Source organism: Tatumella saanichensis (assembly GCF_000439375.1).
Classification (GTDB): domain Bacteria; phylum Pseudomonadota; class Gammaproteobacteria; order Enterobacterales; family Enterobacteriaceae; genus Tatumella; species Tatumella saanichensis.
In genome coordinates this window covers 28,245-40,793 of the sequence record NZ_ATMI01000056.1, presented here as the reverse complement: position 1 = coordinate 40,793, position 12,549 = coordinate 28,245, and the positions used below count along the sequence as shown (strand labels likewise).

General features: G+C 53.7%; 12 protein-coding genes. 3 read left to right on the top strand and 9 right to left on the bottom strand.

What is annotated here, in order from left to right:
- Positions 1–30 precede the first annotated feature (30 nt).
- On the top strand, positions 31–1,452 hold the full coding sequence (pdxR, locus tag DW47_RS0115905) for a MocR-like pyridoxine biosynthesis transcription factor PdxR (RefSeq protein WP_029687420.1): 1,422 nt from the start codon (positions 31–33) through the stop codon (positions 1,450–1,452).
- Here the strand turns inward: pdxR and DW47_RS0115900 are convergent.
- A complete protein-coding gene (locus DW47_RS0115900; protein WP_029687419.1) occupies positions 1,425–2,627 on the bottom strand; it encodes an arabinose transporter in 1,203 nt (400 codons plus the stop codon). The two genes, pdxR and DW47_RS0115900, sit on opposite strands and share 28 nt — an antisense overlap.
- A 540-nt stretch (positions 2,628–3,167) precedes the next feature.
- On the bottom strand, positions 3,168–4,388 hold the full coding sequence (gene fabB / locus DW47_RS0115895; RefSeq protein ID WP_029687418.1) for a beta-ketoacyl-ACP synthase I: 1,221 nt from the start codon (positions 4,386–4,388) through the stop codon (positions 3,168–3,170).
- Positions 4,389–4,541: 153 nt separating this feature from the next.
- Here fabB and mnmC point away from each other — a divergent pair, with 153 nt between their 5' ends.
- On the top strand, positions 4,542–6,551 hold the full coding sequence (gene mnmC, locus DW47_RS0115890) for a bifunctional tRNA (5-methylaminomethyl-2-thiouridine)(34)-methyltransferase MnmC2/FAD-dependent 5-carboxymethylaminomethyl-2-thiouridine(34) oxidoreductase MnmC1 (protein WP_029687417.1): 2,010 nt from the start codon (positions 4,542–4,544) through the stop codon (positions 6,549–6,551).
- A gap of 16 nt (positions 6,552–6,567) precedes the next feature.
- Here mnmC and DW47_RS0115885 read toward each other — a convergent pair whose 3' ends face one another.
- From DW47_RS0115885 to prmB, 6 genes are read right to left on the bottom strand one after another with little or no spacing between them, the layout of a single operon-like run.
- A complete protein-coding gene (locus DW47_RS0115885; RefSeq protein ID WP_029687415.1) occupies positions 6,568–6,843 on the bottom strand; it encodes a YfcL family protein in 276 nt (91 codons plus the stop codon).
- Positions 6,844–6,857: 14 nt separating this feature from the next.
- Complete coding sequence (locus DW47_RS0115880) at positions 6,858–7,403, bottom strand: elongation factor P hydroxylase (protein WP_029687414.1); 546 nt, start codon at positions 7,401–7,403, stop codon at positions 6,858–6,860.
- Positions 7,404–7,460: 57 nt separating this feature from the next.
- Entirely contained in the window at positions 7,461–8,255 is a 795-nt protein-coding gene (locus tag DW47_RS0115875; protein ID WP_029687413.1) for a TSUP family transporter, read from the bottom strand.
- A gap of 8 nt (positions 8,256–8,263) precedes the next feature.
- The gene (gene mepA, locus DW47_RS0115870) at positions 8,264–9,088 is read right to left on the bottom strand and encodes a penicillin-insensitive murein endopeptidase (RefSeq protein WP_029687412.1); all 825 of its coding nucleotides are present in this window, start codon (positions 9,086–9,088) and stop codon (positions 8,264–8,266) included.
- Positions 9,089–9,092: 4 nt separating this feature from the next.
- Positions 9,093–10,178 (bottom strand): chorismate synthase, encoded by a 1,086-nt coding sequence (aroC, locus tag DW47_RS0115865; protein WP_029687411.1) that lies wholly within the window; start codon positions 10,176–10,178, stop codon positions 9,093–9,095.
- A 54-nt stretch (positions 10,179–10,232) separates the two neighbouring features.
- Positions 10,233–11,165, bottom strand: coding sequence for a 50S ribosomal protein L3 N(5)-glutamine methyltransferase (prmB, locus tag DW47_RS0115860; protein ID WP_029687410.1), 933 nt, complete (start codon positions 11,163–11,165; stop codon positions 10,233–10,235).
- A 273-nt stretch (positions 11,166–11,438) separates the two neighbouring features.
- Here prmB and smrB point away from each other — a divergent pair, with 273 nt between their 5' ends.
- On the top strand, positions 11,439–11,990 hold the full coding sequence (gene smrB, locus DW47_RS0115855) for an endonuclease SmrB (RefSeq protein WP_029687409.1): 552 nt from the start codon (positions 11,439–11,441) through the stop codon (positions 11,988–11,990).
- 27 nt (positions 11,991–12,017) lie between these two features.
- Here the strand turns inward: smrB and sixA are convergent, their stop codons facing one another.
- Entirely contained in the window at positions 12,018–12,500 is a 483-nt protein-coding gene (sixA, locus tag DW47_RS0115850) for a phosphohistidine phosphatase SixA (RefSeq protein ID WP_029687408.1), read from the bottom strand.
- Positions 12,501–12,549: the final 49 nt, after the last annotated feature.

Here is a 12,549-nt window from a genome sequence, read left to right as displayed (position 1 = left end):
CACTTTCGTGCTCAGGATAAGACCACCTCAATGACCCCCTCCCCCTGGCTACTGATATTTGCTGATCTGACCGTCACCTCACGCCGAGAGAAAGTCTGTGAAACAGTGCGACGGGCTATTCATCAGGGATTTCTTATCTCAGGGCAAAAGATGCCCTCAACCCGACAACTGGCGATAGATCTCGGCTTATCCAGAGTCACAACCGAAGCTGCCTATGCCCAATTGGAGAGCGAAGGCTGGATCACACGGCAGCAAGGAAAGGGGAGCTTTGTCAGTACCCAAGCCCGGCCAGTGCCGCGGATTGCGCCCCGAGGTCTACCACGTCGTCAGCTATCGTCACGGGGCAGGCAAATACTGGCCACCGGTGGCTGCCATGACCCACGACATCCGTTGCCCTTTGCGGCCGGTAGCCCTGACCTCAGAGAGTTTCCGCTGGCAGAGTGGCAGAAAATTTCGGCATCGGTGCTGCGTACCCGTGGCACTGCCCTGATGGGCTATGGCGATCCACAGGGGCTGAGTGATCTCCGGGCCGCCCTTTCCGCCTATCTCGGATTATCGCGGCAAATACAGTGTACGCCGCAACAGATTGTGATCCTCAGTAGCTCGCAGCAGGGATTACAGCTGCTAAGTCAATTACTGCTCGACCCCGGAGACAGTGTATTGGTTGAAGAAGTCTGTTATCCCGGGGCAGTGAATGCCTTCTTAGCGGCCGGTGCCCACCTCTGCCCGCTACAGCTTGATGAGCAGGGAGCCATAATCAGTGACACGCCTGCCCGGCTGGTGTATTTGACCCCGGCGCACCAATATCCTCTGGGAATGTCACTCAGCCAAGCACGCCGCCGCGCATGGCTGGACTGGGCGCAGAAAACCAATAGCTGGATCATTGAGGATGATTACGATGGTGAGTTTCATTATCAGGCAGATCCGCTGCCTGCACTGCAGAGCGGTGACCGCCATGAGCGGGTGATCACCCTGGGGACCTTTTCCAAAACCTTATTCCCTTCCCTACGCTTGGCCTGGATGGTCGTGCCGCAGGCTCTGACCGATAGCGTCGTCAAGGCTCGTACCCTGATGGATGGACATTCGCCACAGCTCCCTCAGGCTGTCACGGCCGCGTTCATACAATCGGGGCAATTTGCCCAACATCTGCGGCGGATGCGCGCCCTGTATGCCAGCCGCTGCCGCTTACTGACCGAAGAACTGCAAAGGCTTACTGCCCAACCGCTACGGATCTTGCCCGCCAGCGGGGGGTTACAACTCACTGTCGAGTTATTCGTAGGCGAAGAAAGTCTGTTGACCCGTAGAGCCGCCGAACAAGGCCTGATCCTGCCACCGGTTTCACCGCTCTGCGTAACCGAGCCGAAAATCATGGGCTGGATTTTAGGTTTTTCAGCCCTACAACGCTCGGAAATTCTCACCGCCTGTCAGGCACTGGCAGCACTTTTTCGATAGAACAGTAATAACGCACTGATACTAAGCCCCGCAAAGGCAGAGCCAGCACCGGCTAGGTAAACAGCAGGATAACCCCATCCGTTCGCCAACACCCCTGCCAGCGGACCGGTCACTCCGTAGGCCACATCCTGAAAGGCGGAGTAACAGCCCAAAGCAGTGCCCCGAACCCGCGCCTCAACAGCTTTGACCACTTCGACGCCCATCGCCGGGAACACCAGTGAACAACCACAACCGGTCAGGGCTGCACCGGTGAACGCCATCCACTCATGGTTGCCTAAACCTAGTAGCAGTAGACCCACGGTTTCCACCAGCAGCGACACCAGTGTCACGCGGACCCCGCCCACTCTGTCCGGTAAGTGGCCAAATAATACCCTGACCATCACATAAGCGACGCCAAACACAGTCAAGGTATAGCCCGCATTACCCCAATGTTTATCGGCAAAATAGAGCGATGTAAAGGCGCCGATCACGGCAAAACCGACTCCCTGCAAAGCAAGTATCACCCCCGGGGAAAATACTTGGCGGACGACACTGAATAACGGGATCCGTTCTGCAGAATTCACCGGCACTGAGGCAATACGGCAACTGCACAATAACGCCAGTAATGGGCAGAACAACGCGACGAGACTGACACCGCTGAAACCGTAGTGATGTTGGATCCACACCCCTAACGGTGCACCAGCGGCCAGCGCGCCGTAAATTGCCATCCCATTCCAGGACATCACAATACCGGACCGTTTTGCGCCAATAAGCCCTAATCCCCATGTCAGGTTGCCGGTAAACAGCAAGCTTTCACCAAAACCGAGTAACAGTCTGCCAAGTAGTAATAATCCAAATTGAAACGCCAGCGCTCCGTTGAGCAGTGAGGACGCCAGATACGCGACACCAACCATCACAATGACCGCCATACCCTGTAGGGTGGTTCGTTTCGCCCCGTGCTGATCTGCCCTGATACCGGCGAAACCGCGGGTCAGTAAGGTGGCAAAAAACTGGATCCCCACCGCAATACCGACCATCACATCATTCATGCCCAGTTGCTGATGGACATACAGCGGGATCACCGGCAGCGCTAGCCCAGCGGTAAGATAGGTGAGAAACACCGAAAAAGAGGTCAGTGCTACTGGCAAGGATGATGATTGTGAAGACTGGTCAGTGCCAGCAGAGGTATCCGTCATTGAAAATTAGCTCCACGATGCCCGATATTAGGAAACAACACACCAGCACAGCGGGCTTCAGGGCTGGTACAGTCCGAATAGACTGTTAAGTGTTTATAATCAGGTCCGCTTTGTCAAAAGCGATCGCCCTAATCATATCATCAACATGTCATGGCCCAGACTCCGCTGCTACTCTCGGACTAAAATCCGAAAATCACGAAGCCACCACAGGCAATATTCATTATCTAGATCTGGGATATGACGTTACGGCCCCACTCATTGTGACAGATGTAGCCTGCTGAACGGTCTTGGCGAAAGCTTGGTTGATCTAACCGTGCCGGGTCTGTCCACTTGCTGCCGCAAGCCGACTCCGTCAACAAAGATATAATACAGTCTGGTACGCAAGACCTCGCTACCGTTTCTGGATTAATGCCAGCCTCGGAAGGCCAGTCCGCGTAATACGGCCGTTGATGGCGATGGGGTCAATGGGGAGTATGCGACGGTTGATAGACAAAAAAAAACCGGTCGCATGTCGACCGGTTTGTCTTGTCTCACACCTGATTACGCTTGGTATTTACGCAGTGTCAGGGTGGCGTTGGTACCGCCGAAACCGAAGCTGTTTGACATCACTGTCGTCAGTTTTTTGTCAGTCGCTTTGGTCACGATGTTCATACCCGCAGCCGCATCATCACACTCATCGATGTTAATGCTTGGGGCAACAAAACCGTGTTCCAGCATCAGCAGGCTGTAGATAGCCTCCTGAACCCCGGCAGCCCCTAAAGAGTGACCGGTCATGGCTTTGGTGGCAGACAGCATTGGGGTGTTGTCACCGAATACTTCGCGAATAGCCCCTAACTCTTTGACATCACCGACTGGCGTTGACGTACCGTGGGTGTTTAGATAATCGATAGGGGTATCAACACCTTCCATCGCCATCTTCATACAACGCACCGCTCCTTCACCTGATGGCGCAACCATATCGGCACCGTCAGAGGTGGCACCATAACCGACGATTTCCGCATAGATATGGGCACCACGGGCCAGAGCATGTTCCAGCTCTTCGACGACGACCATTCCGCCGCCACCGGCGATGACGAAGCCATCACGCTGCTTGTCGTAAGTACGAGACGCTTTTTCCGGCGTGTCGTTGTATTTGGTCGACAATGCACCCATCGCATCGAACTCACAGGCCATTTCCCAGCACAATTCTTCACCGCCACCGGCAAACACGATGTCCTGCTTGCCTAACTGGATCTGCTCAACCGCGTTACCAATACAGTGCGAAGAGGTCGCACAGGCAGAGCTAATAGAGTAGTTAACGCCGTGGATCTTAAACGGTGTTGCCAGACAGGCAGACACACCAGACGCCATCGCTTTGGTCACGACATAAGGACCAACCGCTTTCAGACCACGCGGGCTGCGCATCGCATCAGCACCGAATACTTGGAAGCGCGGAGAACCACCACCGGAACCGGCGATCAAGCCGACCCGTGGGTTGCTCTGGTACTGCTCATTAGTCAGGCCAGAGTCTTTAATCGCTTCTTCCATAGACAGGAAAGCATAAATAGACGCATCGCTCATAAAACGCACAACTTTGCGATCGATAAGGCCTGTGGTATCCAATTTTACATTGCCCCACACATGGCTGCGCATGCCTGCTTCTTTCATCTCTTCAGAGAAGGTGATACCAGAACGCCCTTCCCGCAGGGATTCCAGAACCTCCTGCTGATTATTACCAATGCTGGAAACAATCCCCAGGCCAGTGATCACTGCACGTTTCATTCAAAATCCTCTTTCACATCTTTTCTGTTGACGATGCACTTTAGCTTACACTTGTAAGCCGAACAAGTCCGATCAGCAAATTCCCGTGTAAATTTGCGTCATTCGTGCGATATCGATAAAATCCGCCTATTGCCTGACCAATGAGCCCCGACAGTGACAACCTCCCGGATCGAACACGCAACTCTGCAATGGAACGAACAGGGTACACCTGTTTCCCAATTTTTTGATGACGTCTATTTCTCCAATGACAACGGTTTGGAAGAAACCCGTTATGTTTTCCTAAATGGAAACCAGCTTCCGCAGAGGTTTGACACCCATAGCCGTGATCTTTTTATCGTCGCGGAAACCGGTTTCGGCACTGGGCTGAACTTTCTGACACTCTGGCAGGCCTTTGATCAAGCTCTGGCACAACATCCATCACAGACTGTGCAGCGGTTGCACTTTATCAGTTGTGAAAAATTTTTGCTGACCCGGCAAGATTTAGAGGCTGCCCATCGCCACTGGCCGGAACTGGCAGAGTATGCCGCACAACTACAAGCCCAGTGGCCACAAGCCCTACCCGGCTGTCAACGTCTGATATTCCGCCAAGGTCAGGTCACCCTCGATCTGTGGCTCGGGGATATTAACACCCTGATGGACACCTTTGATGACAGCCTGAATCGTCAAGTGGATGCTTGGTTCCTCGATGGCTTTGCCCCCTCGAAAAATCCCGAGATGTGGACTGACCGCCTATTTGACACCATGGTACGTCTGTCGAGGCCGGACGGGACCTTTGCCACCTTTACCGCAGCAGGATTTGTGCGCCGTGGGCTGCAACAGGCAGGATACCGCGTGGAAAGACGTAAAGGGTTTGGTCATAAACGGGAAATGCTGTGTGGCAGTATCGAACACCAACCACAGCTCACCCTTTCCCGCCCCTGGTATGCCCGACCGCCTGCCCCCGCAAAGGAGATTGCCATTATCGGGGGCGGCATTGCCAGCGCCTGTCTCTCTCTGGCCCTGTTACGTCGAGGTTATCAGGTCACCCTGTATTGTGCGGATCAGCAGCCAGCAGAAAATGCGTCCGGAAATCGGCAGGCGGCTGTCTATCCGCTGCTCAATAGCCACGACCCAGCGCTAGCCAGTTTCTTTCCATCGGCTTTCGACTTCTCACGCCGCTATTACGATGCTATGCCCTGCAACGTTGAACACCAATGGAGCGGCGTACTGCAACTTGGCTGGGATGAAAAAAGTCAGCATAAAATCGAACAAATGCTGGCGATGGCATTGCCAGAAAGCTTGGCGAGAGCGGTCGATGCCGCACAAGCCAGCGACCTTGCGGGGGTAGAGATCCCTTGTAACGGTCTATTTTATCCACTCGCTGGCTGGATCAACCCAGCACAGCTGACGCAACAACTGATTTCCCTGGCACAACAGCAGGGATTACGCTGTCATTGGCAGCACGAGTTACACAACTGGCATCAGCAACAGCACCAGCTGTGCCTACAATTTACCGACAAACCCGACAGGTTTCACGCCGCATTGATCTTGGCGAATGGGCATCGGGTGACGGAATTCACTCAGTCGCAGCAACTGCCGCTGTATGCGGTGTCCGGGCAAGTCAGCCATGTTTCAGAGTGCCAGGCTCTCAGTAATTTGAAAACGGTACTCTGCTATGACGGCTATCTCACCCCACGCAGCCCACTGCACCAGAGCCACTGTATCGGTGCCAGTTACCATCGTGGCGAGCGTCAGGGAGTGTATCGCTCGGAAGATCAGCAGCAGAATCATCAGCGATTGATCAACTGTCTACCTGATGTGGATTGGCCCCGTCAGGTAGAGGTCCATGATCAGCAGGCCCGTAATGGCGTACGTTGTGCCATCCGCGATCATCTGCCGATGGTCGGGTCGCTGTCGGATCACGCGGCGACCCTCAGCACCTATCAACAGCTAGCTCAGCAACAGTATCATCCCGAATCGGTGCCCGCAGCCCCGCAATGGCCGGGTGTGTACCTGTTGTCTGCTCTCGGATCTCGGGGGATCTGTAGCGCGCCCCTGGCAGCCGAAGTGCTGGCAGCTCAGATCAGTGGTGAGCCACAGCCCTTGGATAAACCGACCCTGGATGCCTTACAGCCAAACCGTTTTTGGATAAGAAAACTACTGAAAGGACGGCCGGTTAGCTAGCCGGCCGACGGGATCATCAGGCGTTGGCTGCCTGTTGATAGAGTTGATACCACATCTCCAGCACCAGAACCTGATCGGGGGGCGACAGCTCTTTTTGCGCGATGGCACTTTGCAGGCTCTGTTCGACGCGCTGTTTCAGGTCTGCTGAACTGCTCAGCCCTTCATTTTCCAGTTCGGCCACGGACTGAGTCAGATGACCACGGATATAGCCGCCAGCAAATAGCTGATCATCCGAGGCGCTGTCTACCATTTCGTCAATTATTGCCAGAATTTTTGCTTCTGTTTCAATCATCGGTATTTCCCTGCTCAGACTAACTCTTCCGGCCAAGGGAACTGTGAAAGTTCCAAAGGCGGTGTGGCATAAAAGCGGTGCAGTGCTTGGATAAAGCGTTGCGGACGTGGTGGGACCCCTTGTTGTAGATAGGTTTCCACTTTCGTGCGTACCTTGCGCTGAAAAGCAATACGATCCGGCTCATGGTCACCGCTCAGGTTGTCACAACTGACATTAAACGGGAAACCGGCTGCCATCGAAAACATCCATTCCAGCGCCTGTGGGGTAACCTCTACCGACTCAAACTGTTGTTGGGTGATCCTGTCTCGACCATCGGGGCAGTACCAGTAACCAAAATCGACCTGCTGACGGCGGGCTTCTCCGGCCACACACCAGTGTGAAATCTCGTGCAAGGCGCTGGCATAATAGCCATGAGCAAAGATCACCCGGTGATAGTCACACTGATTGTCTGCCGGTAGGTAGACTGGTTCATCTTCTCCCCTCACCAAGCGGGTCATAAATTCGTCAAAAAAACAGTGATCAAAAATAGTGATCAGATCCTGATAATGATGGCTACTCATTTTGTTACTCATCAGATATTTCACGACAGGATTGCGACGGGCATCGCAATCCTGGTTTTAATGGGCCAGTAACTGTATCAACGCCTGGCCGTGGCTGTCCCACAACAGCTTCAAGCTCATAATCACCGATACCGTTACGACCATAGGGCGGATCAATTGCTGACCGCGGCTCAGTACCAGGCGCGCGCCCAAGCGGGCACCACAGAAAGCACCTAACAGCATCACCAGACCCAACCCCCACACTACCTTGCCACCAAACATAAAAAACAGCAGGCTGGTAAGGTTAGAGGTGAAGTTCAACAACTTGGCATGGGCGGTGGCTTTCGCTAGGTTGAACCCTGCCAAAACCACAAACGCCAGCGCATAAAAGGAACCTGCGCCAGGTCCAAAAAATCCATCGTAAAAGCCGACACAGCCGCCACCTACCAGCGCATAAGCAAAGCCCGACAGTCGGGCCGCCCGGTCGCTTTCACCGAGCTTAGGCATCAATAGAAACCACAAACCGATGGCAATCAAAAACAGCGGCAGGATCTGACGTAACAGATCGGCACGCAGATGTTGGATCAACAGCGATCCGAGCATTGCGCCACAAAATGTCATCAGGATATTCGGCCACTGCTTAGAGATATCTATCGCTTTGCGGCGAATAAAATAGAGCGTGGCGGAGAAAGAGCCGCCCACCGACTGTAATTTATTGGTCGCAAGGGTCTGTGCCGGAGAAAGTCCGGCAGCAAGCAGCGCGGGTACCGTTAATAACCCGCCACCACCGGCGATAGAATCAATAAAAGCCGCAGCGACCGCTACAAAAAACAGCGCCACCACCACCAGCGGACTGACAGCAAACCACTCCATAGCAATCCTTATAATTTATGATCATCCAATAACGCCTGACAGGCTGCCGGTAAAACCGGCGGCGTCCGTTTTACTGGGGAGGTAGGAGAACTGGCGGGCAAAAACCAACTCTGCAGTTCCGCGCCACAGCCATCCCCAGGAGGCGGTGCCGGTTGATCCTGGCAGTTGCTGCTCCCTGGCGGGCAGCTAAGACGAACATGCATATGAGCGCGATGGCCAAACCATGGACGAACTTTGCGTAACCAGCCCCGATCACTGCCCGCATCCAGACAGAGTTGCTGCTTGATCGCCGGATTGACAAAAATACGGGTCACTTTCGGGTCTTCAGAGGCGAGCTTCACCATCTCCAGGATTTGCGGTGACCAAAGACGGCCCACCACTTGCTTGCCGTTGGCACTGACCAAATCCAGGGGTTGCGGATGCAGCAGTTGCTGTTCAGTCCAGCGCTTTTTTGGTAACTGTAACCAGATGTCCACATCAAGGCCTGTCTGATGGCTGGCATGGCCACTACTAAACCGCCCACCGGCGGCCATACCCATGTCACCAATCAATACTTCGCCAAGCCCTGCATTGGCGACTTGCGCAGTAAAACGCTGAATAAACTGAATCAACTGCGGATGACCAAAATAGCGCCGCTGATCCTGCCGCATAACCTGATAATCAGGTGCATTCAGCGGCAGTGCCTGTGCCCCAACAATACAACCATTGGCAAAGCTGCCAATGGATTGTGGTGCACCACTCACCGGGTGCTGAATACTCTGCCAAGGAGTGGCTGCCGCCATTACCGACAGGTTTATCAGAGACAACAGAACCGCAAGCGCATATTTTTTCATGGGGTTACCAGCGTGGTATCGAGGTGGTGACATCCGCACACTGCGCGCGGTGACGTAACAGATGATCCATCAGGGTGATCGCCATCATGGCTTCTGCAATTGGTACTGCACGGATGCCGACGCAGGGATCGTGACGCCCTTTGGTGATCATGTCGACTTCTTCGCCGCTGCGGGTAATGGTGTTACCCGGAACGGTAATACTGGAGGTTGGCTTCAGGGCCAAGTTAGCCAGCAGGGTCTGACCACTGCTAATACCGCCTAACACGCCACCGGCATGGTTGCTCTGGAAGCCGTCATGGCGGATCTCATCACGATGCTGGCTGCCACGCTGCCCGACCACCGCAAATCCGTCACCAATTTCCACGCCTTTGACCGCATTAATGCTCATCAACGCATGCGCCAAGTCAGCATCCAGTCGATCAAACACCGGTTCACCCAATCCCGGCGGAACCCCTTCTGCCACCACGGTCACTTTAGCGCCGATGGAATCACCCTCTTTTTTCAGTCCGCGTAGCAGTTCATCTAACGCGTCCAAAGCGTTCACATCCGGCGAGAAGAACGGGTTTTGTTCGACTTGGTCCCAGTCACGTAATTCACAGTGAACATCGCCCATCTGCGTCAAGCAGCCGCGGATAACAATACCGTGTTTCATGTTCAGGTATTTCTTGGCGATAGCCCCGGCAGCGACCCGCATGGCCGTTTCACGTGCGGAGGAGCGACCGCCGCCACGATAATCACGCAAACCGTATTTTTGCTCGTAGGTGTAATCTGCATGCCCAGGACGGAACAGATCTTTGATGGCACCGTAATCTTGAGAGCGTTGGTCGGTATTTTCGATCAGCAGCCCGATGGAAGTCCCGGTGGTGACCCCCTCAAACACGCCGGAGAGAATACGCACTTGGTCCGGTTCACGGCGCTGCGTGGTATAGCGGGAGGTGCCCGGACGGCGCCGGTCGAGATCATGCTGAATATCGGCTTCGGTTAACGGAATGCCTGGCGGGACACCATCGACAATGCACCCCAGTGCAATTCCGTGAGATTCACCAAAAGTGGTGACTTTAAAAAGCTGCCCTATGCTGTTTCCGGCCATCGTAGTTCCTTGTATCTCAAAACAGAGGCCGCCTAACGGCAGCCTTTTCGGGAATTAAAACTGGTATTGTCTGAAGTGTGGCAGTGCATCAATTAATTGCTGCTTATCCAGCATGAAGACACCGTCACCGCCGTGCTCAAATTCCAGCCAAGTAAACGGCACTTCCGGATACTGTTCAATCATATGCACCATGCTGTTACCCACTTCGCAGATCAGCACACCGTCATCGGTTAAATAGTCGGCGGCATGGGCCAGAATACGCTGTACCAGCACTAAACCATCGCTGCCTGCTGCCAGCCCGAGTTCCGGTTCGTGGCGGTATTCGTTTGGCAGGTCATCCATATCTTCCGCATCGACGTAAGGCGGGTTGGTGACAATCAGATCGTATTTCACCGCCGGCAGATCACGGAACAGATCAGAGCGCAGTGGCGTAACCTGATGCATTAATCCATGAGATTCGATGTTGTATTCGGTCACGGCCAGCGCGTCCGCAGAAATATCGACCGCATCCACTTCTGTTTCCGGGAACTCGTAAGCACAGGCAATGGCGATGCAGCCACTGCCGGTACACATATCTAAAATACGTTCCGGATGATGGTTAATCAGACCAGCAAAGCGCTGGTTAATCAGCTCGCCAATCGGGGAACGAGGCACCAATACGCGCTCATCCACATAGAATTCGTGACCACAGAACCAGGCTTTATTGGTGAGGTAGGCAACCGGCACACGATCATTCACACGACGGATGATACGCTCAACCACTCGGTGTTTTTCACTCAGGGTCAGTCGCGCCTGATACATCTCTTCCGGAAATTCCGGTGGCAGATAGAGGGTGGGCAATACCAGTTGTACTGCTTCATCCCACGGATTATCGGTGCCATGGCCGTACCAGATATCTGCCGCAGAAAAACGACTGACCGCCCAGCGCAGCATGTCCTGAATGGTGTGCAGTTCGTTCACTGCCTCATCAACGAAAATTTTGTCCACAATGTCCTCCGGGGACGATACCTGAATTCCGGGCGATAGTTTGCCATGAAGTCACTGAGAATTCAGCGCCGGAATGATAAAAAGCGACCTTTTCTCTGATGCTGGCGATTGCCAGGCCTTAAAGTCTGAAAAATCCAGTTAATCTGCTGGGCGGTGGGCACACCGCGCTAGCTAAATCACCAAAAGTGATGAACTCGGTGAACAAAGGCATTTGCTTTTTCGGCTTAAGCTAGGAAAAATAAGAGATTCATCCCATACCAAGCCCATTATCCTATGACTTCTGAAAAAAAAACTGGCCAGGATGATCAGGCATTGTTCCGGCAATTGATGTCTGACACCCGAAAATTGAAACAGGACACCGTGTTACATCAACCGGTACGGGCCAGTCGTCAGCGTATTCCTGAAAAGCGACTACGTTCCGAGCAGGCGGATAACAGCCACTATTTTTCCGATGAATTTCAGCCACTGTTATCGGAGGAAGGACCGGTGCGCTATGTGCGCGCGGATGTCAGCCATTATGAGCTGAAAAAATTGCGACGTGGCGATTACACACCAGAGATTTTTCTCGACTTACATGGCCTGACTCAACAACAGGCCAAACAGGAGCTAGGGGCGCTGCTGGCCGCCTGTCGTCGTGAGCATCTGTTTTGTGCCAGCATTATGCACGGTCACGGCAAGCATATTCTTAAGCAGAAGGCCCCACTGTGGCTCGCCCAACATCCTTATGTGATGGCCTTCCATCAAGCACCTAAGCTGTTTGGCGGCGATGCCGCATTATTGGTATTGATTGAAGTCGAAGAATGGCACCCCCCAGAGCTACTTTAAGCCTCCGGGGAACTCAGTAGAGAGCACTCAGATGGCTTTGTCCAACCGGGATGGACTGACCTGCCATTCCAGTTTACCGGTAGCGTTCAGCGGGTCGTAGTGGATACAGGCAATACCTGAAGTGGCAAACATAGGTGGTGCTTCATTAGGGCAGAGTTCAGACACTAGATACCCGACCAATGGCAGATGAGAGATCACCAGTACCGCACTCAGACCTTGATGAGCGAGAGCCTCAAGATGGCGCGCAACCTTTACCACATCACCGTCAGGAGTGAGGGATGGCAACACTTCTACTTTTTTTGGCAGAGCTAGGCAATCCTGAACTTCGGAAAGTGTTTGTTCAGCACGCAGGAAAGGGCTAACCAGTACCAAGTCGATCCCCGGCACCTGTTTATTCAGCCAAAGAGCCATTTGGCGTGACTCATTGCATCCGCAGTGAGTGAGAGGTCTGGCAGAATCACTCGCTGCCTCGAGCGCCGCCTCACCGTGACGCATGATATAAACTTGCATTAGAGCACCGCTGTTGATTGAAAAAAGAACGGTTTCATCACCCAAAGCG

What these genes read in the sequence shown, in the direction of transcription:
- smrB (WP_029687409.1), top strand. Translation starts at nt 11,439, where the DNA reads ATGACTTCTGAAAAAAAAACTGGCCAGGATGATCAGGCATTGTTCCGG.
- mepA (WP_029687412.1), bottom strand. Translation starts at nt 9,088, where the DNA reads ATGAAAAAATATGCGCTTGCGGTTCTGTTGTCTCTGATAAACCTGTCG.
- DW47_RS0115880 (WP_029687414.1), bottom strand. Translation starts at nt 7,403, where the DNA reads ATGAGTAGCCATCATTATCAGGATCTGATCACTATTTTTGATCACTGT.
- pdxR (WP_029687420.1), top strand. Translation starts at nt 31, where the DNA reads ATGACCCCCTCCCCCTGGCTACTGATATTTGCTGATCTGACCGTCACC.
- DW47_RS0115875 (WP_029687413.1), bottom strand. Translation starts at nt 8,255, where the DNA reads ATGGAGTGGTTTGCTGTCAGTCCGCTGGTGGTGGTGGCGCTGTTTTTT.
- DW47_RS0115885 (WP_029687415.1), bottom strand. Translation starts at nt 6,843, where the DNA reads ATGATTGAAACAGAAGCAAAAATTCTGGCAATAATTGACGAAATGGTA.
- fabB (WP_029687418.1), bottom strand. Translation starts at nt 4,388, where the DNA reads ATGAAACGTGCAGTGATCACTGGCCTGGGGATTGTTTCCAGCATTGGT.
- DW47_RS0115900 (WP_029687419.1), bottom strand. Translation starts at nt 2,627, where the DNA reads ATGACGGATACCTCTGCTGGCACTGACCAGTCTTCACAATCATCATCC.
- sixA (WP_029687408.1), bottom strand. Translation starts at nt 12,500, where the DNA reads ATGCAAGTTTATATCATGCGTCACGGTGAGGCGGCGCTCGAGGCAGCG.
- aroC (WP_029687411.1), bottom strand. Translation starts at nt 10,178, where the DNA reads ATGGCCGGAAACAGCATAGGGCAGCTTTTTAAAGTCACCACTTTTGGT.